This is a genomic window from Martelella lutilitoris (assembly GCF_016598595.1).
Lineage (GTDB): Bacteria > Pseudomonadota > Alphaproteobacteria > Rhizobiales > Rhizobiaceae > Martelella > Martelella lutilitoris_A.
Genome location: NZ_CP066786.1, coordinates 4,168,085 through 4,189,528 on the forward strand (window position 1 = coordinate 4,168,085; position 21,444 = coordinate 4,189,528).

General features: G+C 62.8%; 21 protein-coding genes and 1 tRNA gene. 9 read left to right on the top strand and 13 right to left on the bottom strand.

Features of this window, described 5'->3' with window-relative positions; translation table 11 throughout:
- Position 1 precedes the first annotated feature (1 nt).
- Positions 2–430, top strand: coding sequence for a DUF1178 family protein (locus JET14_RS19660; RefSeq protein ID WP_200335794.1), 429 nt, complete (start codon positions 2–4; stop codon positions 428–430).
- Positions 431–460: 30 nt separating this feature from the next.
- On the opposite strand, the gene JET14_RS19665 is transcribed toward JET14_RS19660, so the two are convergent.
- Positions 461–536: transfer RNA gene (locus tag JET14_RS19665), tRNA-Ala, on the bottom strand.
- Between the two features lie 502 nt (positions 537–1,038).
- Between JET14_RS19665 and JET14_RS19670 the strand changes: the two genes are divergently transcribed.
- The 3 genes from JET14_RS19670 to JET14_RS22930 all read left to right on the top strand — a co-directional run bounded on the left by JET14_RS19670 (position 1,039) and on the right by JET14_RS22930 (position 3,142).
- The gene (locus tag JET14_RS19670) at positions 1,039–2,103 is read left to right on the top strand and encodes a porin (protein WP_200335795.1); all 1,065 of its coding nucleotides are present in this window, start codon (positions 1,039–1,041) and stop codon (positions 2,101–2,103) included.
- A 65-nt stretch (positions 2,104–2,168) separates the two neighbouring features.
- Complete coding sequence (locus JET14_RS22925) at positions 2,169–2,762, top strand: hypothetical protein (RefSeq protein ID WP_200335797.1); 594 nt, start codon at positions 2,169–2,171, stop codon at positions 2,760–2,762.
- Positions 2,763–2,800: 38 nt separating this feature from the next.
- Positions 2,801–3,142 (top strand): hypothetical protein, encoded by a 342-nt coding sequence (locus tag JET14_RS22930; protein ID WP_200335799.1) that lies wholly within the window; start codon positions 2,801–2,803, stop codon positions 3,140–3,142.
- 229 nt (positions 3,143–3,371) lie between these two features.
- Here the strand turns inward: JET14_RS22930 and JET14_RS19685 are convergent, their stop codons facing one another.
- On the bottom strand, positions 3,372–5,867 hold the full coding sequence (locus tag JET14_RS19685) for a beta-glucosidase (RefSeq protein ID WP_200335806.1): 2,496 nt from the start codon (positions 5,865–5,867) through the stop codon (positions 3,372–3,374).
- Between the two features lie 158 nt (positions 5,868–6,025).
- Here JET14_RS19685 and JET14_RS19690 point away from each other — a divergent pair, with 158 nt between their 5' ends.
- Positions 6,026–6,694: a TetR/AcrR family transcriptional regulator gene (locus tag JET14_RS19690; protein ID WP_200335808.1), complete on the top strand. Its 669-nt coding sequence runs from the start codon at positions 6,026–6,028 to the stop codon at positions 6,692–6,694.
- A 167-nt stretch (positions 6,695–6,861) separates the two neighbouring features.
- Here the strand turns inward: JET14_RS19690 and JET14_RS19695 are convergent, their stop codons facing one another.
- The 4 genes from JET14_RS19695 to JET14_RS19710 all read right to left on the bottom strand — a co-directional run bounded on the left by JET14_RS19695 (position 6,862) and on the right by JET14_RS19710 (position 10,206).
- Positions 6,862–7,260, bottom strand: a complete 399-nt coding sequence (locus JET14_RS19695; protein WP_200335810.1) for a VOC family protein — start codon at positions 7,258–7,260, stop codon at positions 6,862–6,864.
- Between the two features lie 14 nt (positions 7,261–7,274).
- The gene (locus tag JET14_RS19700; protein WP_244435608.1) at positions 7,275–7,970 is read right to left on the bottom strand and encodes an FCD domain-containing protein; all 696 of its coding nucleotides are present in this window, start codon (positions 7,968–7,970) and stop codon (positions 7,275–7,277) included.
- Positions 7,971–8,094: 124 nt separating this feature from the next.
- Positions 8,095–9,174, bottom strand: a complete 1,080-nt coding sequence (locus JET14_RS19705) for a Gfo/Idh/MocA family protein (protein ID WP_200335812.1) — start codon at positions 9,172–9,174, stop codon at positions 8,095–8,097.
- Between the two features lie 21 nt (positions 9,175–9,195).
- Positions 9,196–10,206 carry a Gfo/Idh/MocA family protein gene (locus JET14_RS19710; RefSeq protein WP_200335814.1) on the bottom strand — a complete coding sequence of 337 codons (1,011 nt, stop codon included), beginning with the start codon at positions 10,204–10,206 and terminating at the stop codon, positions 9,196–9,198.
- Between the two features lie 287 nt (positions 10,207–10,493).
- On the opposite strand from JET14_RS19710, the gene JET14_RS19715 reads away from it, so the two are divergent.
- The 4 genes from JET14_RS19715 to JET14_RS19730 all read left to right on the top strand — a co-directional run bounded on the left by JET14_RS19715 (position 10,494) and on the right by JET14_RS19730 (position 15,082).
- Positions 10,494–11,777, top strand: a complete 1,284-nt coding sequence (locus tag JET14_RS19715; protein WP_200335815.1) for an ABC transporter substrate-binding protein — start codon at positions 10,494–10,496, stop codon at positions 11,775–11,777.
- Positions 11,778–11,860: 83 nt separating this feature from the next.
- Complete coding sequence (locus JET14_RS19720; protein ID WP_246750390.1) at positions 11,861–12,859, top strand: carbohydrate ABC transporter permease; 999 nt, start codon at positions 11,861–11,863, stop codon at positions 12,857–12,859.
- Positions 12,852–13,955 carry a carbohydrate ABC transporter permease gene (locus JET14_RS19725; protein ID WP_246750392.1) on the top strand — a complete coding sequence of 368 codons (1,104 nt, stop codon included), beginning with the start codon at positions 12,852–12,854 and terminating at the stop codon, positions 13,953–13,955. Before JET14_RS19720 ends, JET14_RS19725 begins: the two co-directional genes overlap by 8 nt.
- An 11-nt stretch (positions 13,956–13,966) precedes the next feature.
- Positions 13,967–15,082, top strand: coding sequence for an ABC transporter ATP-binding protein (locus JET14_RS19730; protein ID WP_200335816.1), 1,116 nt, complete (start codon positions 13,967–13,969; stop codon positions 15,080–15,082).
- Positions 15,083–15,178: 96 nt separating this feature from the next.
- Here the strand turns inward: JET14_RS19730 and JET14_RS19735 are convergent, their stop codons facing one another.
- The 7 genes from JET14_RS19735 to paaB all read right to left on the bottom strand — a co-directional run bounded on the left by JET14_RS19735 (position 15,179) and on the right by paaB (position 21,443).
- A complete protein-coding gene (locus JET14_RS19735) occupies positions 15,179–15,793 on the bottom strand; it encodes a transferase hexapeptide repeat family protein (RefSeq protein ID WP_200335817.1) in 615 nt (204 codons plus the stop codon).
- A gap of 3 nt (positions 15,794–15,796) precedes the next feature.
- A complete protein-coding gene (gene paaZ, locus JET14_RS19740; protein ID WP_200335818.1) occupies positions 15,797–17,878 on the bottom strand; it encodes a phenylacetic acid degradation bifunctional protein PaaZ in 2,082 nt (693 codons plus the stop codon).
- 66 nt (positions 17,879–17,944) lie between these two features.
- Positions 17,945–18,715 (bottom strand): Phenylacetic acid catabolic protein, encoded by a 771-nt coding sequence (locus tag JET14_RS19745; protein WP_200335824.1) that lies wholly within the window; start codon positions 18,713–18,715, stop codon positions 17,945–17,947.
- Complete coding sequence (gene paaE / locus JET14_RS19750; protein ID WP_200335831.1) at positions 18,705–19,781, bottom strand: 1,2-phenylacetyl-CoA epoxidase subunit PaaE; 1,077 nt, start codon at positions 19,779–19,781, stop codon at positions 18,705–18,707. The genes JET14_RS19745 and paaE overlap by 11 nt, the downstream gene beginning before the upstream one ends.
- Positions 19,782–19,795: 14 nt before the next feature.
- Positions 19,796–20,284 carry a 1,2-phenylacetyl-CoA epoxidase subunit PaaD gene (paaD, locus tag JET14_RS19755; protein ID WP_246750650.1) on the bottom strand — a complete coding sequence of 163 codons (489 nt, stop codon included), beginning with the start codon at positions 20,282–20,284 and terminating at the stop codon, positions 19,796–19,798.
- Positions 20,285–20,322: 38 nt separating this feature from the next.
- Positions 20,323–21,114, bottom strand: a complete 792-nt coding sequence (gene paaC, locus JET14_RS19760; RefSeq protein ID WP_200338181.1) for a 1,2-phenylacetyl-CoA epoxidase subunit PaaC — start codon at positions 21,112–21,114, stop codon at positions 20,323–20,325.
- 44 nt (positions 21,115–21,158) lie between these two features.
- Complete coding sequence (gene paaB, locus JET14_RS19765; RefSeq protein WP_024708712.1) at positions 21,159–21,443, bottom strand: 1,2-phenylacetyl-CoA epoxidase subunit PaaB; 285 nt, start codon at positions 21,441–21,443, stop codon at positions 21,159–21,161.
- Position 21,444: the final 1 nt, after the last annotated feature.

The window sequence follows — 21,444 nt, forward strand, 5'->3', positions numbered from 1 at the left end:
CGTGATCCATTATTCCCTCTCCTGCGACAACGGCCACGCCTTCGAGGGCTGGTTTTCCGGCAGCGATGATTTCGATCGTCAGGTCGAGAGCGGTTTTCTGACCTGCCCGATCTGCAACTCGGCGAAGATTGCCAAGGAGCTTATGGCGCCGCAGGTCTCGACCGCCCGCAGAAAGGACGAGCGCAAGGCGGCCCTTGTCGACAAGGCGCAACGCGAGGCCCTGGAGAAACTGAAACAGGCGGTGGCCGAAATCCGCGCCGGTTCCGAGGATGTCGGGGAGCGTTTTCCCGAAGAGGCGCGCAGGATCCATTACGGGGAGGCAAAGCAGCGCGGCATCATCGGCGAGGCAAAGCCCGACGAGGTGCGAGACCTGCTTGAAGAGGGCATCGAGATCATGCCGCTGCCGGTCCTGCCCGAAGACAAGAACTGAGCATCAGGCGCAACGGATGGCGAAGGCGGTTGGTGGAGCCGAGCGGGATCGAACCGCCGACCTCTGCAGTGCGATTGCAGCGCTCTCCCAGCTGAGCTACGGCCCCTTTCACCGAAATCGCTGATACTCCAAACCGGCCTTGCGAGCAAGCGGGAAGAGACCGAAAACGCGGACGGAGCCGGTCCGGGAGCGAGGACGCATTGCCGCAGGCAGGCGGCCCACACGCCTGCGGGATGTGCTCCCGCCGCGCATCCAGACGGCAGGACATTCCGGCAGGAGGAGAGAGAATCACCTTCGCGCGCGCGGTCTTTTAGCATAACAATATGTTTTCATTTTCTTTTCTGGTTGCTTCTTTTGGCGCCGAAAGGTTGCCTGCCCACTCGATCCATGCCTGAAAAAGTTGCCGTTCGACAACACCGCTGTCCTATCGAGACCGAATCGCGCGCGCATCCGCCGAGAATCGGTCAGCGGCAATTGTGTTTCAAATGGGTCAACGTATAGTCGTCTCTGCAATCGCCAATAAACGATTGAACACAATAACAACCGAGTGCGTCATGGCGTCCCTGCGTTCGTGTGATGATTATCAAGGGCTCTGGAGAGTACTGACCATGAAGACCAAATTTTTCCTCATCGGCTCCGCCTCGCTGCTTGCGGCTGCAACAGGCGCGACGGCCGCCGACCCCGTCGTGATGATCGAGCCGGTCACCGCCAATTACGTCGAAGTCTGTGACGCCTTCGGCAGCGGCTATTTCTATATCCCGGGTACGGAAACCTGCCTTGATATCGGCGGCTATGTCCGTTTCGAGACGAAGTTCGGCGGCATCCAGACCGGTTCGGCAGCCGACGGCGACTGGTATCCCTACGTCAAGACCAATCTGGCGATCACCGCCAAGTCCGATACCGAACTCGGCACGCTGACGTCGAAATTCGTTCCCGAGCTCTATTTCTATTCCAACGGCACCGGCGACGACTTCACCATCGATGAAGCCTATATCGACATCGGCGATGCACTCGCCCTGCGCGCCGGTTATATCAAGGGCTACTGGAACGAGGACCTGTGGGGCGAACTCGACAATATCGACAATGTCAGCCGCTACAACGCGATCCGCATCGCCTATAACGGCGCCGACCATTTCCAGGCCGCCCTCGAGATTGACGCGATGACGCCGGGCAATGTCGGCCTCAGCGACACCAACTATCCCAAGCTCGGCCTCGCCGCCCGCCTCGGCTACATCGTCTCCGACAGCAACTACTTCAAGTTCGACGCCGCCTGGGATACCTACAACGAGACCTATGCGCTGCGTCCCTGGGCCGGCTTCGGCATCGGGCCCGGCACGTTCGAAATCGCCGGCCTCTACGAGAGCGGCTTCATCGCCTATGGCCCCGACTTCACCGCGGCCAACTGGAATGACAGCCCCATTGCCGGCACCTATCTGAAATATGCGGTGGCCGCCAACTATTATTTCAACGTCACCGAGAACTTCATCCTGTCGCCGCAGACGCAGTATAACGTCGCCAGCAACGACAAGGTGTTCTGGGAGGCGGGCGCCACCGCCGACTGGGAGATCGTCGACGATTTCCACCTGCGGACGAACATCAACTACGCCTTCCTCGACGACAGCTGGAACCAGCAGAACTGGTTCGGCTGGGTTCGTCTCGAACGCGATTTCTGATCTCTTCGTCACGGAAAACGCCTTTTAGCGTTGCTGATTCCGTCATTCCCGGCATTGTGCCGGGAATGCCTTTTTTGCCCGTCGCTTGCGTGTTTGCGCTCGCAGGCCTCGGCAAGATGGCCTCGCTTGCCACCTATGTGGCCGGCAGGCGCATGCTGGAAAAGCGCGACCGGCCGCCGGAGATTTCAGGCAGCGCGCGCTGGAACGCCATTGTCGGCCTGGCCATCCTGCTGGCGGTCGGCCTGTCGGCCATCCTGCTTTCCCGACCGGAATGGGCCGGCTGGTTCGTCTTCGCGGTCGGGATCGTGCTGGTGGTATCCTCCTTCGCCATCTTGGCGAAGGAGGATACCGAAAGCCGCCGCCGCCTGCTGATCCTGCTGGTGCTGATCCTGTTCTCGATCCCCTTCTGGGCGATCTATCAGCAACAGGGCATTTCGGTCACGCTGTTCACCGATCGCGACGTCAACCGCAATGTCTTCGGCTGGATCGTGCCCGCAAGCGAGGGCACCGCCTTTTCGGCGCTGGTGCTGATCATCCTCTCGCCTTTCGTCGCACGGCTCTGGCTCTTTCTTGCCCGCAGAGGCTACGCCGTCAGCGATCTGGCGAAATACGCGCTCGGTCCGAGCTTCCTCGGCCTGTCTTCTGGGTTCTCTCGGTAGGCATCGTCGAGACCGGGGATACGGTCAAGGCGAGCCTGATGTGGATCGTGCTGTTCTACATCGTCTTCGAGATCAGCGAAATCTGCCTGTCGCCGCTTGGACTGGCGCTGACGACCAAGCTGGCCCCGCGCCGGCTCGGCGGCTATGCCATGGGCGTGTGGTTCTACGCCACCGCCGCCGCCAATTTCGTCGCCGGCGTGATCGGCGACTACGCGGCCGTGCCCAAGGGCACAACACCTGCCGCGGAGGCCTCGATCTACGAGCACGGCTTCTTCGTCTACGGCCTGATGGCGATTGCCGCCGGCATCATTCTCCTGGTGCTGGCGCCGTTCCTGAAGCGATTGATGCACAATCGAGATGATGCGGAAGCGGCCGGTTGACGAAGCCGCAGCGTGCCGCGCGGGCAAGGTCAGCGGGGCTTTGCAGCGACCGCCTGGACCTCGAAGGCGCCGGCAAGCGCCCAGACGCTCAAACGGCAATGACCTGCTGCCCCGGCAACCAAGCGCGACCGTTCGACAGGGCGGACCGTGATGAACGAATAGGCTTTTCATGAACGGCCATTCACCGCCGCGCGCTGTCCGGCTCGCGGCGGTCAATGCAATTCTGCCTTCAGGCCGGTTCTGACCACTCGGTCTTGAGATCGACGGTCAGACGCTGGCGGATATCGCCGGCATTGGCGGCGACAAGAAGCGTATAGCGACCCGCCGGCGCCACCCATCGCCGGCGTTCGACATCGAAATAGGCAAGATCGCGCGGCACGATGCCGAGGCTGGCCGTGCCTTGCTCGCCCGGCGTGAGGGCAAGGCGGGCGAAGGCGCGTAGTTCCTTTTCCGGGCGGGCGACGGGCACGTCTCCCGCCATCGCCTCCGGATGAACATAGAGCTGCACGACCTCGACGCCATCCGCCGCGCCCGAATTGACCAGCGATACGGTGACGGTGATGCCGGCGTCCGTCATGATCGCGGTGTCCGTCGTGGCGTCGCCCCAGTCAAACCGGGTGTATCCGAGGCCGAAACCGAAGGGAAACAGCGGCGGCACATCGCGGCTGTCGTGATGGCGATAGCCGACGAACACGCCCTCACCGTAGCGCACATGCCCGCCCTTGCCGGGATAGGTGAGCGCGTCGTCGCTCCAGGCCGAATTGTGTTTCATGCGCGCGGGGAAAGTCTGCGGCAGCCGGCCGCCGGGACAGGCCGCGCCGCTCAGCACATCGGCAATCGCATTGCCGACCTCCTGTCCCGGATACCAGAACTGAACGACTGATCTCACCTGGTCGAGCCAGGGCATTTCAACCGGGCCGCCGGTCTGCAGCACCACGACCGTGTTCGGATTGACGGCGGCCACGGCCTCGATCAGCGCATTCTGCCGGCCGGGCAATGTCATGTCCGGCAGATCGTGTCCCTCGCTGTCCCATTCCTCCTGGCGGCCGACGAACAGCACTGCCACATCCTGCTCGGCCGCAAGCCTGACGGCATCATCGATGTCCTGCTCGCCCATGGTCTTTTCAATCCCGAACCGGAGCGCGCGAACGGTGATGCCGCGCTCGGCAGTGTCCGGGGAGCAGTAGTCGATCACGATCTGATAGGTTGTTCCAGCCTTAAGCTCGATTTCGACCTGCCGTTCGTCATTGGCCGCGCCGAAGAAGTTCTGTCCGTGCGACCAGTCGCTCTCGCCATCGATCAGCAGTTCGCCATCGAGATAAGCGCGTGCAAGCCCGGCATTTGTCATGCCGGCGCGGTAGGTCCCGCTTTCCTCCGGGGTGAAGGTCGCGACGAACCGCACGGAAAAATCGTTCTGGTCAAGTTCCGGGACCGGAAGATCGAACCAGAAGCAGTTGAGCGCCTCCTCGGTTGCGATATGAACGGGCTTGCCTTCAAGCCGGCGGCCGTGATGGAACCGAAGCTCGATATCACCTTGCAGAACCTGCGTCAGCCTGTTGTTGGTGCAGCCCTTGGCATGGGAAACGCGATTGTCGCCGAAGGCGGCCTTCAGCCCTTCCACCGGCGTCACCCGATAGGGCGCGTTGATCTGTGCCGAACCGCCCCCCATCAACCGCGCCACGCCGGCATTGGGGCCGAGTGCTGCGATCGAGACGTTGTTTTCGAGCGGCAGCAGATTGCCTTCATTCTTCAAAAGAACGGCGCCCTCGGCGCCGAGACGACGGATCAGCGCGCGGGTCTCCGGCGCATCACGTGAGATTTCCGCCTCGGGACCGGCGCTGTCGAATGCGCCGACGCGCTCGAACAGGACGAGCAGGCGGCGCGCTGCCGCCCGGATCGTCTCGGCATCGACCTCGCCTGTCTTTACAGCATCGAGAAGCCTTGCGCCGCGATAGCGCGTCGGCCCGGGCATTTCGAGATCGTGTCCGGCATTGACCGAGGGCGCGACCGAATTCGTGCCGAACCAGTCCGACATGAAGATGCCGTCATAACCGAACTCACCGCGCATCACGTCCTGCAGCGCCCATTTGTGGCTGTCCATATGGATGCCGTTGAGCCGGTTATAACCGGTCATCACCGCCCAGACGCCCGCCTTCTTGACCGCTGCCTCGAACGGCGGCAGGTAGATCTCCCGCAGCGTCCGTTCATCGACATCGGATGAAACCGTCTGCCGGTCGATTTCGGAATCATTGGCGACGAAATGCTTGATCGTCGCCCCGACGCCATTGTCCTGCAGGCCCTTGATATAGGCGACCGCGAGCATGGAGGTCAGCAGCGGGTCCTCCGAATAGCACTCGAAATTGCGCCCGTTCAGCCCCGAGCGGTGCATGTTAACCGTCGGTGCCAGCAGGACCCGCGCGCCTTTCGAACGTGCCTCGGCGGCCAGCGCCGCCCCCATTTCATAGGCCGCATCGCTGTTCCAGCTCGCTCCAAGCGCGATGGCGCAGGGGAAGGCGGCAGCCGGCGTGCCGTTGGTCAGGCCGCCCGCGCCGCGCGCGCCATTGGGGCCATCGGAAACCTTCACGGCCGGGATGCCGAGGCGCGGCACCGGAACGGTGGTCCAGAAATCCGCGCCCGCCATCAGCGACACCTGTTCCTCCAGGGTCAGCTCCTCCAGAAGGTGGTCGATATTGACGGCCGCGCCGCCCGTCTGATCATTGTTCATCAAAACCTCATTTCATCGCCGGCATGGACGTCCGACAGCCACGCACGCGGCGCAGCGCCAATCACTGTGGCCACACGAAAGCACAAAAAGCTACCAAACACTAGGTTTTAAGTTTCACCCCTTTCATGTATCCTGGGAAACCAATGGAGACGACGGACATGCCGGACGACACCCCGACAAAACGCGAACCACGAAAGACAGGCGCCGGTGCGCGGGGGCCTTATGGGAAAGGCCAGCGGCGGCGCGCCGAAATCGTCGAGGCGGCAGTCCGCGTGTTCAGCCAGTCGGGCTATCAGAATGCGGCCATCGCCGCCGTCGCCGCAGAGGTGGGGCTTACGCTTCCCGGCCTGCTGCATCATTTTCCGAGCAAGACCGAGCTGCTGCTGGCGGTCCTGGAAGAGCGGGACGCGGTCACCGCCGTTATGTTACCGAAGAAGGGCGCCGATTGGCGCACATTCCTCGGTTCCCTGGTGGCTATCGTCCGGTATAACGAGACGATCCCGGGCGTGATCCGCGCCTTCGCGCTTCTCTCGGTGGAAAGCCTCTCGGCCGATCATCCGGCGGCGGACTGGTTCGCGGCGCGCTCGGCAAGGACGCACGCCATGATCGCCGGGGCCCTCAGATCGGGCCAGGCTGACGGCACATTCGATCCGGCGTCCGATACCGACAACCTCGCTTTCGAGATCATCGCCATGATGGACGGTTTGCAGGAGCAATGGCTGCGCTCTGGCGAAACGCTCGACATGGCGGGCATCTTCGGGAACTACATCAATCGCCTTGCCGGCCAATACGGCCGGGATCACGATCGGTTGGTTTGGACAGGATGAAGGCGCCGGGTTCGCCGAAGACCCGAACACAGGACGGCGCCAAAATCCGCGCCTTCCGGAACGCCTGTTTCTCGGGAAACGGCATCAGTATGTCGGGACGCCTCGAGCCTCGCCTGGTCCGCTGCCGGCCATGTGCGGCGGCAATGCGGAGCGCAGCGTGGTCATGCCTATCGTTCGCAGAGTTCAATCAGGATTCCATCGGGATCGCGGCAGAACGCGACCTTGTCGACGATGTCGCGGTTGTAAGCCTCGCGCGGAGCCTCGACCAGTTCGACGCCGGCCTCCTCCAGCCTGCGGTATAGCGTGTCAATATCATCGAAGCAGAACGTCAGATGACGCAGCCCCGACCGACCGGCGGCGACGTCTTCGGCCTGCAGCGCTCCGGTCGCCGGCCCCATGATCTCGAGCATCCCGTTGCCCGCATCAAGGAAACAGAATTCGAAACCGGAATCATCCTGCCCCCTGCGGCGCACCGTCAGCTTCAGCCCGAGCAGATCCACGTAGAAATTCAGGCTCTTGTCGATATTGCTGACAGTCATGCCTACGTGTTCAAAACCCTTCAGCATTTCCGATCTCCATCTCAATCATCCGCGGATTCGGACGAGAACCGGCCCAGTTCGTCCGCGCGCAACAATTCGTCAGTCACGTTGTTTATATGGCGCGTCATGGCGTGACGCGCGGCTTCCCCATTGCGCATTTTCAACGCAGCAACGATGGCATAGTGATCGCCGATCCACAACGCACGCACCTTCGGGGCATGGATGTGCCGGTGGACGCGCTGCCACATGCGCGAGGCGTCGCGCTGGTCCCACAAGGCCTGGATCATCGACAGGATGATGGCGTTGCCGGTCATGTTCGCGATCGTCAGATGAAACTCCCGGTCTCCCTTTTCATTCAGGAAAACCTCGTCGGTTTCCAGCTGCATGCGCTCGATGCATTCCTCAAGCTCCATGATGTCATAGCGTGTGGCCCGTTCGGCGGCGAGCGCGGCGGCGCTCGATTCCAGCGCCAGCCGCGCCTCCAGCAATTCGAAAGGGCCCGGACCGATGTCGGTGTTGATGGCATCGAAGCTGAGAGGGTTGACATGCGCCGGCAGCACGATGATGCCGGCACGGCCGCGCACCTCCACGATGCCGCGCATCTCCAGCGCGATCACCGCCTCGCGCACCACCGTGCGGCTTACCTCCAACTGCTCGGCGAGCTCGCGTTCGGATGGCAGCCGCCAATCTTCCCTGCCCTGATTTTCCTCGATCATCCGGGCGATGCGCCGCGCCACAACCTGGTAAAGCCGCTTGGCCGCAAGCAGGCGCACTTTCCGCCCGCCCGCGCCTTCGCCCTGTGCGACTCCGGCCGATCCCCCGTCATTGGGGCTGGTTGTGTTGGCACTGCGCACGCGTCTGCTATTCCTTCCCCGCCTCCGGCAGCCATGACCGATAAAGCGGATGGTCCTCAGTGATCGGCAATGGCGTCGGCCTGCCGGTACGATCTGAATAATACGCCGCCGTGACCAAGGCCAGCGAATTCCGCGCATCCGCAAGTGTCACCGGCGGCGCGCGGCCTTCCAAAAGCGCGGCATGGAACAGTTCGAACTGGCGCGTGTAGCCATCCTCCGTGACCGCGACCTCGGCGAGCGCGGCGTCGATACGCGCCTGATGCGCGGCATCGCCGGCGATGAACCGCCACGGATCCCGCCCCATCGTATAGGGTTCGCGAATGCTCTCGGCGGTCAGGTTTTCAAAACAGAAGCGCAACCGCGAAATCTCCTCGCGTGAGCCGAGCGTCATCGACAGGCTTGCCAGCGAGCCGTTCTCCATCTTCACGGCAAGCGCCATCGTGTCCTCAACCTCGATCTTGTTGACCAGCGTCGCTCCATAGGCGAAAACCTCGGCGCAGGGGCCGTGGACATAATTGAGCATGTCGTGGGCGTGGATGGCATGGCCGAGCAAGCCGCCGCCCAGTTCCGTTGCCCACTTCCCGCGCCATTCCACCGCAAAATAGGGCGGCGGACGCCACCAATGGGTCTCGATCGTGGTCATGAACGGTCGGCCGGCCAGCCCTTCCGCGATCAGGTGTTTCAGCTTCTGCAATCCCGCGCCGTAGCGATACTGAAAGATCGGCATGATGACTCTGCCGGATGCCGCCGCAATCTTCTCCATGGCGTCGACATCGGCGAGCGAACCGAACAGCGGCTTCTCGCAGATGACGTGCTTGCCCGCTTCAAGCGCCCTTCGAGACAGCTCGAAATGGCTGTGCGGCGGCGTGCAGACGTCGATGATGTCGATATCCTCGCGGGCAAACAGCGAATCGGTGTCCTGCGTGTATTCGGGCACGTCGAATTCCTCGCAAAGCGCCCGGCCGCGCGCTTCGTCGAGCGAACAGATCACCTTGACCTCGAAGCGCTCGGCATTCCACCTGTAGCCCGTCATGTGACGGGCGGCGATACCGGCGCCGATGACGGCAACGCGGAACTTTCTGGTCATGGATTCTCCTCCCGGTTCCGCTCAGCGCGCGGTGATGTTGTGGGCTTTTTCCTGGGCCTCGAGCGACAGGCGGCAGACCTCGAAAACATGGGCCTGGCTCATGGCGGTTTCCGTCCGCTCGCGCACATCGGTGACGAACTGGTCGAAATAGTCGAGTTTTTCCCCGGAGCAGTCGATATATTCGGTATGGGTCCGGTCAACGAGGAACAGGTGGTCCTTGCCGTCGCGGCCGCCGATATCGACATATTTTCGCAGCTCGATATAGCCGTCGGTGCCGAGAATGGTGAGGCGTCCGTCGCCCCAGGTCGGCAGGCCGTCCGGCGTGAACCAGTCGACGCGGATATAGCCGGCGGCATGATCGCTGCGCAGCAGAACCTCGCCGAAATCCTGAAAGGCGGGATAGTCTCCCGTGGCGAAATTGCCGATGCTGGCGGCAGCGACTTCGGCCGTCTCCGAGCCGGTGTAAAACAGGAATTGATCGATCTGGTGCGAGGCGATGTCGATGATGATGCCGCCAAACCGGTCAAGCTCAAAAAACCAGTCCGGCCGCTGGCCCGCGGACTTGCGGTGCGGCCCCATGCCGATGGTCTGCACCACCTTGCCGATCGCTCCTGCTCTGACCAGTTTTCCGGCCTTGACGGCGGAGGGAACACAGAGCCGCTCGGAGAAACAGACCGAGAAGATCCGGCCGGTCTTTCCGACCGTCTCGCGCACCGCCGCGAGTTGCGCGCCAGTGGTCATACCAGGCTTGTCGACCATGACATCCTTGCCGGCTTCCATCGCCCGGATCGCGAGATCGGCCCGATCTGCGGGAACAGCGGCGATGCAGATAACGTCAATACTGTCGTCGCCAAAAATGGTCTCCCGGTCGACGACGGGCGCATCGGGATAGGTTCGGCGGAATGCGTCAACCAGTTCTGGAACCGATGTTTTTTCGCAATATCCTGCGAATTCGGCCCCTGCCGCCAGCAGTCCGTTGACGTGATCGAAAATATGACCGTGGTCGATGCCCACGACAGCAAACCTCAGCATTTACCCGGTTCTCCTTGGTTTCGGCTAAGTACGACAATCGGCCGAAATCCGACGTCGCATCCCAATCTCGCCGATCTGGACAGACCAAACAGAAATAACCTCGCCCTGTCAAGTTTCCCTCTTGTGGAGACAAGCCCTTCCTGTCCCATTTTTACGGCATTTTTTGTGAAACGTCGTAGCTGTTGACATTTTGGTCAGGCCAATCAATAGTTCCGTGGTTGGACCAATGCGTCTGACTGGAGAAGATGCCTGGCGGAGGGCTGGCATCGTCCAACGGGAGGATCAGAATGAAACTTTCAGCGTTCGCTTACCCGGCGGCGGCAAGCATCTTTTTGGCCTGCGCCGCTGCCGCCTCGGCGCAAAATGGCGCCGCCACGATCTTCTGTGACGACACCGGCTTCGGCTGCATCACCATGCAGCCCGTGGTCGACCGTTACAACGAGGAGCATCCCGACCTGCCGGTCAAACTGGAAACCGTGAGCTATCAGGCCATCCTGGAGAGCCTGCCGGTCCAGCTCGAATCCGGCGAAGGGCCGGACGGCGCGATCATCACCGACCTCGGGGGCTTGAGCCGCTTCTATCTCGACATCACCCCTTATGTCGACGCGGCGCAGTTCGAGACGGACTATGGCCAGACCCTGTCATGGCTGCGCGGCAGCGACCCCGACGGCGCGGCGATTTTCGGCATGCCGACCTCGCTGACGGTCAATGGCGCCTATGTCAACAAGACACTGTTCGAGCAGGCCGGCGTTCCCTTGCCGGAGGAAGGCGCAACCTGGGATGACTGGGCGGTCGCCACGACAAAGGTTGCCGAGGCCACCGACACGGATTTTCCGATGGAGATGGACAGGTCGGGCCACCGCTTCGCCAGCTTCGCCATCAGCCAGGGTGCCGAACTGGTCGATGACGAGGGTCGGCCCGTCGTCGATGACGGCCTGCGCAACGCGATCGAGAAATTCAAGGCGTGGCACGAGACCGGCGTGATGCCGATGGATCTCTGGGGGGCCGTTGGCGGCGCGACCCATCGCGAGCTTTTCGCCGACTTCCTCAATGCCAATGTCGTCTTCTATTTCGGCGGATCGTGGAACCTCGGCAAGATGGACGCCGAAGTCGGTGACCTGTTCGACTGGGAGGTCGCACCCGCGCCTTGCGGCCCGTCCTCCTGCACGGTGATGCCGGGCGGCGGCGCGCTGGTGGCGTTCAAACACACCGAACACCCGGAAGCCATGGGCGCCTTCATCAACTATCTGTCACAGCCCGAAAACCTCACCGAGGTGATCGCCGCCTCGGTCGAGATCCCGGCCTCCCGCTCGGTCGGCGATGCCGGCGTCGAATATCCGGGCGCTTCGGAGCGCACCCAGGAGGCGCTCGCCACCTTCAGCGCCCAGGTGCCGAAAATGGCCGACGCCGCCTACCGTTTTCAGGGCTGGCGCTACCAGCGAGCAATGATGAACTCGCTGACCACCCGCATCAGCCAGGTGCTCAACGACGAGCTGACGGTTGACGAGGCGCTGGCCCGCATCGAAACAGACGTCAACCTGGCGATCGATGCCGCCCGGGGCAACCAGTAACCGGGCGACCTTCAGGCGGCAGCAGACAGGAGGGCGCCCGGCCTGAAGGGCGCCTCCACCACCGAAGGCGGAGGGAGAGACGGATGACAGCAAGCATGCGAGCCGGCCGGATGCTGGCCAATGTCGCGGCCTTGCCCGCCCGGCTGATCGAGCCGGCGATGAGCAGGGTTCAAAAGACAATCGGCATCAAGCGGATGCCGTGGATTTTCCTGATCCCCAACCTGACGGCGGTGCTGCTGTTCGCGCTGCTTCCGGTCTTCATCAATATTTTCTATTCGGTCACCGGCAGTGACAGGCTCTACCCTGTGGATCGGCCCTTCATCGGCATGGCCAATTACGAGACCCTGCTCGATTGTCGGAACTATCTCCAGCCATCGACATGCTCGCGCGACCTGTTCTGGCGCGCCCTCGGCAACAGTCTCGTATTCGTGCCGACGCAGGTGGTGCTGATGATCGGCATTTCCCTGCTGACCGCCATCTGCCTCAACCGGGAGATCAGGGGGCGCGGCTTCTTCCGGGGCGTGTTCTTCTTCCCCGTCATGCTGTCGCCGGTGGTTGTCGCGCTGACCTGGCAATGGATCCTGCAGCGCAACGGCGCGCTCAACGGGCTTCTGGAATCCGTGGGTCTTGGCGGCATCAACTGGCTGGTTCACGCAGACACCGCCTTTGCCTGGGCCGTCGCGGTGACGATCTGGGCCCATATGGGGTTCTACACCATCATTCTTCTCGCAGGCCTGCAGGCGATCCCGCGCGATGTCTACGAGGCCGCGAAGATGGACTCGGCCAGTCACTGGCGGGTGTTCCGGCGCATCACCCTGCCGCTTCTCCTGCCGGTGCTTCTGGTGGTCTTCGTCCTGTGCGTCATCCGCTCTGTGCAGACATTCGACGAACTCTACGTGCTGACCGGCGGCGGCCCCGGCTCGGCCACGATGCTGATGGTCCAGTATATCTACGAGGTCGGCTTTGCCGCCCAGCCGCGCAATTTCGGCCTTGCCGCAGCCGCCTCTCTGCTGCTCGGCCTCGTGCTGCTGCTGTTCACGGCACTGCAACTCAAATTCTCCAGGAGCGCACGTGATGGCTGACCTCGACGACATCCGCATCGCCCGGAACCGGCCGTCGCCTGGTCTTCTGGGAACCATCTTCGGCAAACGCGGCGGCAGGAAGGCGGACTGGACCGACTACGTCACCTATGGCTACCTGCTGCTTGGCCTGGTCATCATGTTCGCGCCGGTGCTGTGGCTGGTGATCTCCTCGTTCAAGACGCCGGCCAATCTGCAGGATTTCCCGCCGACGCTGCTGCCGGTGACGACGGAAACGGTCTCCGTCGAAGGCTTCGACGAACCGCTGCCGCTCTACGACGTCAGGACCGAGGACGGCGAGACCATCCGACTCGCCCAGATCCGGCGCGTCGGGCTCAACGCCCAGATGATCGATCCGGCCGATCCGGCGGCGGGGCGGCTTGTGATCAAGGTCGCCAATGCCGAGCCGGTGCGCAAGGTCCGTTTCACGATCGACAACTATGTCAATCTTCTGACCACGGCGGGCGCAGACATCTGGCGCTATGTCTACAATTCGCTGTTCATCACGGTCGTCGCCACGGTAATCACGCTGGTGATGAATTCGATGGCGGCCTTCGCGCTGTCGAAATACCGCTTCCGCGGCTCCACGGCGGCCCTGACGGCAATTCTGGCGACGCTGATGATACCGGCCACCGTGGTTCTGGTGCCGGTCTATCTGATCGTTGCCGAGCTCGGCCTTGTCGGCAGTCTTTGGGGCGTGATCCTGCCCACCGTCGCCACCCCCACCGGCGTGTTCCTGCTGCGTCAGTATATGCTCACCATTCCCGACGAACTGCTGGAGGCGGCGCGCATGGACCATGCCAGCGAATGGCGGATTTTCTGGCGCATCATCCTGCCGCTGTCCTCGCCGGCGCTGGCAGTGGTCGCGATCTTCTCGATCCTGTCGCGCTGGAACGACTTCCTGCTGCCGCTGATCGTGCTCAACAACCGGGAATCCTTCACGCTGCAACTGGCCCTCGCCTCGTTCCAAACGGAATTCGAGATCCGTTACGACCTGCTTCTGGCGATGACGACGCTGACCGCCCTGCCGCTCGCCTTCGCCTTCATCTTCCTGCAGCGCTACATCACAAGCGGCATCGCTTCCACAGGCATAAAATAGGTTCGACATTCATGGCAAAACTGACCCTCGAGAACCTCAACAAGTGTTTCGGCGTTGTCGAAGTCATCCCCGATGTCAACCTGACGATCGACGACGGTGAGTTTGTCGTTTTCGTCGGGCCGTCCGGCTGCGGAAAATCGACATTGCTCCGCATGATCGCCGGCCTTGAGGATGTCACCGGCGGCGATATCCGGATCGACGGCGAAAGCATCGCGCATGTGCCGGCGGCCGACCGCGGCGTGGCGATGGTGTTCCAGTCCTATGCGCTCTACCCGCATATGACGGTGCGTGAAAATCTGAGCTTCGGGCTGGAAAACATCCGCATGCCGAAGGATGAGATCAACCGCCGCGTAGCCATGGCCGCCGGCATGCTGCAGATCGACGCGCTGCTCGACCGCCGGCCCAAGCAGCTTTCCGGCGGCCAGCGCCAGCGCGTGGCCATCGGCCGGGCGATCACCCGCGATCCGAAGATCTTCCTGTTCGACGAACCGCTTTCCAATCTCGACGCCGAACTGCGCGTTCATATGCGCCTGGAGATCACCAAACTGCATGAACGGCTCGGCAACACCATGATCTATGTGACCCACGACCAGATCGAGGCAATGACCATGGCCGACAAGATCGTGGTATTGAGACGCGGCGTTATCGAACAGGTCGGCGCGCCGCTGGAGCTTTACAACAATCCGCGCAACACCTTCGTCGCCGGTTTCATCGGATCGCCGAGGATGAACTTCGTCGAGGGTACGCTCGGCGTGGCGGCCGACGGCGCGCTCGTCTTCAACGCCGCGCAATTGCCGCCGCTGAAACTCTCCGACCATGCCGCCAAGTCTGCGACCGGACAGAAGGTAACGCTCGGCATCAGGCCCGAACACCTCGTCACGGTCGATGCCCATGATCTGACCTGGCCGGTGACCGTCTCCGTCTCCGAGCAGCACGGAGCCAACAGCTACCTGCACTGCACGCTGCCGGACGGCGCGCCGGTTCTGATCCATGAGCCGGGACAAAGCGCGCTGTCGCGCGGCGATGTCGTCCATGTGCGTCCGAGGGAAGAGCACTGGCATCTCTTCGAGGCCGATGGCCGGAGGATCGACCCGGATTGGCGCGGCCAGGAGAAGCGGACACGCTAGGCACTCCTCAAGGCTGAAAGCGTTGCAGCTGCCAATCGAATTGGATCGGTCAAGCTGAACAGCAGAAGAAGGCGCATCATGGCTTCTCCCAAACCCTCATTGCTTCTTCTCGCCCACCCTTGCGATCATCAGAGGATCATAGCGCGGGGCTTTGATCCGGCGGCGATCCGGTTCCGCTTGCGAAAGCGGTTCGGCCGGTCGCGTTCGGCCTGCCGCCTCGAAGGCAAGCTGGCGATAGATATTAGTGCCGCCCGTCTTCCAGGCGATTTCCTCATCCGTCAGCGGACGGATCACGCGCGCCGGATTGCCATGGGCGAGCATGCCTTCGGGCACGACAAAGCCCTGCCTGACAAAGGCCATTGCGCCGATGATGGCGTTTTTGCCGATCACCGCCTCGTCCATGACAACGGCATTCATGCCGACCATGGCATTCTCGCCGACGCGGCAGCCATGCAGCACCGCGCCGTGACCGACATGGCCGAAACGCTCGACCACGACATCGCGATCCGGGAAGGAATGGCAGATGCAGGTCTCCTGGATGTTGGAGCCCTCATGCATCTCGATCCGACCGAAATCCCCGCGCAGCACCGCGCCTGCGCCGACGAAACATTGCGGGCCGACGATCACGTCGCCAATCAGCACAGCGTCCGGGTGGACATAGGCGTCCGGATCAATCACCGGGACGATGTCGTCATAGGCGTAGACGGCCATCGCTCAGCCCGCCATCTGGTCGAGCGCTTCGGCGGCAAGCGGCCAGGTCTTGGCGACCATGGTCAGCACATCATATTGCGCGACGACCTCGTCCTTCTGGTTGGTGACGCGGCAATCCCAGCGCACCTCGCCGTGGCCGGCGTTTTCACGCGGATTGATCGCCTTGCAGGTGAGCCGCACCTTCAGCGTATCGCCGAAATAGACCGGGGTGAGGAAACGCAGATTGTCGACGCCGTAATTGGCGAGAACCGGACCCGGATCCGGATCGACGAAGAGGCCGGCCGCGAACGAGGCGATCAGATAGCCATGCGCCACCCGGTCCTCGAAGAAGGGATTGGCCTTCGCCGCGTCGCTGTCCATATGGGCGTAGAAGGTGTCGCCGGTAAATTCGGCGAAATGCTCGACATCCTCGCGGGTGATCGTGCGGGTTTCGGTCACGATCTGGTCGCCAATTTTCAGTTCCGCCAGCGACTTGCGGAAGGGGTGCTTGCCGCTCCGGCTTTCCGCGCCATCGACCCATTCGCCGGTGATCGCGGTCAGCATGTCGGGCGTTCCCTGCACGGCGGTGCGCTGCATGAAGTGCTTCACCCCGCGCATGCCGCCCATTTCCTCGCCGCCGCCGGCGCGGCCCGGACCGCCATGGACGAGCGGCGCAAGCGGCGAGCCATGCCCGGTCGAGGACTTCGCCGAACCGCGATTGCCGATCATGACGCGTCCGTGATGGGCGGCAAGACCGGTGACGATTTCAGCGGCAATGCCGCCGTTATTGGTGAAGAGCGATGAGACCAGCGAGCCCTTGCCGCGCTCGGCAAGCGCCACCGCTTCTTCGGCCTCATCATAGGCCATCACGGTTGCGACCGGCCCGAAGGCTTCAACATCGTGCACGGCCTTTGCTTCGAACGGATTGGCACAGCGGAGAAGCACAGGGCTCATGAAAGCGCCCTTCTCCGCATCGCCCGAAACCAGCGTCACATTGTCGGGATCGCCATGAACGATCTCGCCATCGCCGAGAAGCGCCGCGATCTTCTCGCGCACGCCGTCGCGATCGGCAAGCGACACCAGCGCGCCCATGCGGGCATTCTCGTCGTCCGGCAGACCGATCGTCGCCTTGGAAAGCCTTTCGGAAAGCGCCTCGACCACCGCCTGTTCATGGGCGCGCGGCACGATGATGCGGCGGATGGCGGTGCATTTCTGCCCGGCCTTCGACGTCATTTCATTGGCCGCCTCGCGGATGAAGAGATCGAATTCCGGCGTGCCCGGCCCAGCATCGGCCCCGAGGATCGCGGCATTGAGACTGTCGGCCTCCATGTTGAAGCGCACGGCGTTTTCAACGATGGCCTTGCCGGTCTTCAGCTTGCGGCCCGTCGTCGCCGATCCGGTGAAGGTGACGACATCCTGCCCGGTGACATGATCCAGCAGATCGCCGGCGCTGCCGCAGACAAGCTGCAGCGCGCCGTCCGGCAGAAGTCCGGTCTCGATGATGGCGCGGGTGACAAGCTCGGTCAGATAGGCCGTCTGCGAGGCAGGCTTGACCAGGCATGGCATGCCGGCAATCAGCGCCGGCGCGATCTTTTCCAGCATGCCCCAGACGGGAAAGTTGAAGGCGTTGATGTGGATCGCAACGCCCTTCATCGGCGTCAGGATATGGCGGCCGACGAAGCTGCCGTCCCGCGACAGCGGCTCGACATCGCCCTCGCTCAGCACCTTCGCGTTCGGCAATTCGCGCCGCGCCTTCGACGCGAAGGTCAAAAGCGTGCCGATGCCGCCCTCGATATCCACCCAGCCATCGCGGCGGGTGGCGCCGGTCCAGCTATTCTCGACGTAGAATTCCTGCTTGCGTTCCATCAGCGCCATGCCGACAGCCTTCAGCATCAGCGCGCGCTCGTGAATGGTCATTGCCCGAAGCGCCTTGCCGCCCTTTTCGCGGCCATAAGCAAGCGCGTCCGCGAAGTTCAGCCCGTCCGAGCCGATCAGCGCGACGGTTTCACCGGTTGCGGCATGGGAAAGCGGTTTTCCCGCGCCCGATCCCGTCTGCCAGGAGCCGAGCACATAGCTCTCAAGGCGGCGTGCGGCCGTCTCAGTCATGGGGATATCCTTCCTCATCGGCCCTGTCGGACTTTCCGGACAGACAGGGCCTCAAAATATTGCAGGTCAGGCCGCGACGGGCATCTTCAGCCCGCAGTCCTCAAGCATGCTTTCAGCTTCCGTCCGCCAGCGGGTCCTGAGCGCCTCATTCTCGCTGTGGCGCAGACCGAAGCGCGAAAGCCGGGCAAAGCGTTCGGAGACCGCCGGACCGAAGGTCTCGGCAACGCGCGGATGCCAGTAGGCAACGGCTTTCTGCGCGGCCCCACGGCCTTCATCGGTCGCGGCGAGCTTCTTCAGCCCTTCAAGCCCAAGCTCCATATGCCTCGTCTCGCGCGGCAGAACAGAGCGGATCACCTCGGCATAGGGCGTGTAGGATGCGTGCGTCATTTCCTCGAGCTGAATGACCGTCGCAAGGCCCATCAGCACGTTCATCACCACGGCATCCGTCCAGTCCTCGAAGGGATAGTGGAAGACGGAAAGCCGCATATCACCGCCCATGCGGCGGGTATCGACCACGGCATCGCGGGGAAGACGCGCCGCCCAGCTGTGGGCGCGATTGTAGAGCGCGGTATCGGTTCCGAAATCGCCCATCAGATCGAGCACGCGCTCGGCATGATCGGCCTTTTCCAGCACGATCCGGCTTGCGGCGATGCGCTCGGCAATGCCGGGCGCCCAGTTGATGGCGGCGGCAAAACCTGCCGAACCGGCAAGCTCGCTGTCGACGAATGAGGACATCATCCGCATCAGCTCGGCGCGGTAGAGCGGCGGGGCATTGTCCGGGGAGGACAGCTTGCCGCCTTCGGCCAGATAATCGGCAATCGACATGTCATTCGTCATAGCTGATCACCACCTTTTCCGAGAGCGGCAGGCACTGGCAGGAGAGCACGTAACCGGCCCGCACCTCGTAATCCTCCAGCGCGTGGTTGCTGATCATCTCGACTTCGCCCTCGACCACCTTCGCCCGGCAGGTGGAGCAGATGCCGCCCTTGCAGGAATAGGGCGCGTCGATATCGTGGGCGAGCGCGGCATCGAGCACCGCCGTGCCGTCGCGCTGCATGGTGAAGGAGCGGGTGGTGCCATCGAGCGTAAGCTGGATTTCTACGTTCTCGCCGGCGGTCGCGGCCGCCTTCGAGATCACTTTCTGCTTCGCGCGGCCCGGCTGGGAGGAGGCGAACAGCTCGAACTTGATCTGCTCGTCCTTCATGCCGTGCTTTTTCAGCGATGCGGCAATCGTCAGCATCATCGGCTCCGGCCCGCAGATAAAGGCGGTATCGACGGCGGGAAGGTCGATCCAGAGATTGAAGAAGGCTTCAAGCTTCTCCTCGTCGATGCGGCCGGTGAAGAGATCGATTTCCTGGCTGTCGCTTTCCAGCACATGAATGACGGAGAGGCGACCCAGATAGGTGTTCTTCAGGTCTCCCAGCTCCTCGCGGAACATGATCGACTTGATCTGGCGGTTGGCATAGACCAGCGTGAAGCGCGACCGGGGCTCGCGCGCCAGCACCGTCTTGACGATCGACAGCAGCGGCGTGATGCCGGACCCGCCGGCAAAGCCGAGATAGTCCTTGCTGACATCGGCATCGAGCGCGGTGAAGAACTTGCCCATCGGCGGCATCGCCTCGATGACGTCGCCGGGCTTCAGTTCCTCATTGGCGAAGGTGGAAAAGGCGCCGCCTTCCACGCGCTTGACGCCGACCTTGAGGCAGCCCTCGTCGAGACCCGCGCAGATCGAATAGGACCGGCGCACCTCCTCGCCATCGAACTGGCGACGGAAAGTCAGATACTGACCCTGGGTAAAGCCGAAGGCGCCCGCATCCTCGTCGCGGGGCTTCAGCGTGAGCACCACCGCATCGGCCGTTTCGCGGCGAATGTCAGTCACTTCCAGCGGATGAAACCGTGCCATCTGATCACTCCTCCTCAGATACACTTGAAATAATCGAACGGCTCCAGACAGTCCTTGCAGCGGTATGACGCCTTGCAGGGGGTCGAGCCGAACTGGGAAACGCGCTCCGTATTGCCCGAGCCGCAGCGCGGACAGGCAATGACGAGATTTGAGCGGCCGGAAAGCCGGGCCGCGCGGGCCACAAGCCGTCCATCGGCCGCCGTGCCGTCGATTGGCGGGGCAATGCCGTAGTCTTTCAGCTTTTCCCGCGCTTCCTCAGACAGAAGATCCGTCGTCCAGGGCGGGGAAAGCTGTTGCTCGATCCGGAAATCCTCGACGCCCTTCTCCAGGAGCTTGGCCTCGATTTCCAGATTGATCAGCGACACGGCCGGGCAGCCGGAATAGGTGGGCGTCACGGTGACAACCAATGTGCCGCCGTCATGGCCGACCTTGCGCACGATGCCGAGCTCGGTGATCGAGATCACCGGGATTTCGGGATCGGGCACTTGCGCAAGCCAGGCCATCACCTCTTCCGGCGAGGGCAGGACGGCGGTTGCAGCGCTCACCATTCCGCTCCCGGATAGGCGCGCTGCAGGAATTGCAGCTCGGCCAGGATGAAACCCAGATGCTCCGTATGCCGCCCGCTCTTGCCGCCGGTATGGGCATAGCCCTCTTCCGGCTTCTTCAGCGTCGCTTCCGAGAACACCGAAGCCAGCGTCCGGTCCCATTCGGCCTTCAGCGCAGCGGGCGCGGGGGCGATGCCGGCATCGGCGATCTTCCGGTCGATATCGTCGGTGATGAACATCTCGCCGGTATAGGGCCAGAGATAGTCGAGCGCGTCCTGCATGCGCCGGTGGCTTTCCTCGGTCCCGTCGCCAAGCCGGATCACCAGATCGGCGGACCGCTCGAAATGATAGGCCGCTTCCTTGACCGCCTTTGCCGCGATTTCGGCAACGCGCGGGCTTTTTGAGTCCACAAGCTGCTTCAGCAGCGCGAAATGCCAGGCATCGAACAGGAACTGGCGCATCACGGTGACGCCCATGTCGCCCTTCGGCAGTTCGGTGATCAGCAGATTGCGGAACTTCGCGGCGTCGCGCAGATAGGCGAGATTGTCGGCGCTGCGGCCCTCGCCTTCCACCTCGCCGGCCAGTCCGAGCCACATCTGCGTGTGGCCGATGAGATCGAGCGCGGTATTGGCAAAGGCGATATCTTCCTCCAGCACCGGCGCATGGCCGCACCATTCGGAAACGCGGTGGCCAAGCACCAGCGTCGAATCGCCGAGGCGACAGAGCCATTCGAAGAAGGCGGCGCGCAGGGCCTCGTCGCCGACAAAGGGGTCGGGCGTCGTCGACATCGCCATCGGCGTGACATTGCCCGTATGTTCGACGGTCGCGGTCATCACATATGCCCCACTTCTTCCGGGATGTCGAAGAAGGTCGGATGACGATAGGCCTTGCTTTCGGCCGGATCGAAGAGCGGACCCTTTTCCGACGGCGAGGACGCGGTGATGTCGTTCGACTTCACCACCCAGATCGACACGCCTTCCTTGCGGCGGGTGTAGACGTCGCGGGCGTGGCGGATCGCCATTTCCGCGTCCGGCGCGTGCAGGCTGCCGACATGGCGGTGGTTCAGACCATGCTGACCCCGGATGAAGACTTCGTAGAGCGGCCATTCCTTGGACATG

Coding starts and splice junctions, on each gene's coding strand:
- JET14_RS19705 (WP_200335812.1), bottom strand. CDS start 9,174: ATGACCAGAAAGTTCCGCGTTGCCGTCATCGGCGCCGGTATCGCCGCC.
- JET14_RS19710 (WP_200335814.1), bottom strand. CDS start 10,206: ATGCTGAGGTTTGCTGTCGTGGGCATCGACCACGGTCATATTTTCGAT.
- JET14_RS19690 (WP_200335808.1), top strand. CDS start 6,026: ATGCCGGACGACACCCCGACAAAACGCGAACCACGAAAGACAGGCGCC.
- JET14_RS19715 (WP_200335815.1), top strand. CDS start 10,494: ATGAAACTTTCAGCGTTCGCTTACCCGGCGGCGGCAAGCATCTTTTTG.
- JET14_RS19695 (WP_200335810.1), bottom strand. CDS start 7,260: ATGCTGAAGGGTTTTGAACACGTAGGCATGACTGTCAGCAATATCGAC.
- JET14_RS22925 (WP_200335797.1), top strand. CDS start 2,169: ATGCCTTTTTTGCCCGTCGCTTGCGTGTTTGCGCTCGCAGGCCTCGGC.
- JET14_RS22930 (WP_200335799.1), top strand. CDS start 2,801: ATGTGGATCGTGCTGTTCTACATCGTCTTCGAGATCAGCGAAATCTGC.
- paaC (WP_200338181.1), bottom strand. CDS start 21,114: ATGTCGACGACGCCCGACCCCTTTGTCGGCGACGAGGCCCTGCGCGCC.
- JET14_RS19745 (WP_200335824.1), bottom strand. CDS start 18,715: ATGACGAATGACATGTCGATTGCCGATTATCTGGCCGAAGGCGGCAAG.
- paaE (WP_200335831.1), bottom strand. CDS start 19,781: ATGGCACGGTTTCATCCGCTGGAAGTGACTGACATTCGCCGCGAAACG.
- paaD (WP_246750650.1), bottom strand. CDS start 20,284: ATGGCCTGGCTTGCGCAAGTGCCCGATCCCGAAATCCCGGTGATCTCG.
- JET14_RS19720 (WP_246750390.1), top strand. CDS start 11,861: ATGACAGCAAGCATGCGAGCCGGCCGGATGCTGGCCAATGTCGCGGCC.
- JET14_RS19670 (WP_200335795.1), top strand. CDS start 1,039: ATGAAGACCAAATTTTTCCTCATCGGCTCCGCCTCGCTGCTTGCGGCT.
- JET14_RS19725 (WP_246750392.1), top strand. CDS start 12,852: ATGGCTGACCTCGACGACATCCGCATCGCCCGGAACCGGCCGTCGCCT.
- paaZ (WP_200335818.1), bottom strand. CDS start 17,878: ATGACTGAGACGGCCGCACGCCGCCTTGAGAGCTATGTGCTCGGCTCC.
- JET14_RS19735 (WP_200335817.1), bottom strand. CDS start 15,793: ATGGCCGTCTACGCCTATGACGACATCGTCCCGGTGATTGATCCGGAC.
- paaB (WP_024708712.1), bottom strand. CDS start 21,443: ATGTCCAAGGAATGGCCGCTCTACGAAGTCTTCATCCGGGGTCAGCAT.
- JET14_RS19685 (WP_200335806.1), bottom strand. CDS start 5,867: ATGAACAATGATCAGACGGGCGGCGCGGCCGTCAATATCGACCACCTT.
- JET14_RS19730 (WP_200335816.1), top strand. CDS start 13,967: ATGGCAAAACTGACCCTCGAGAACCTCAACAAGTGTTTCGGCGTTGTC.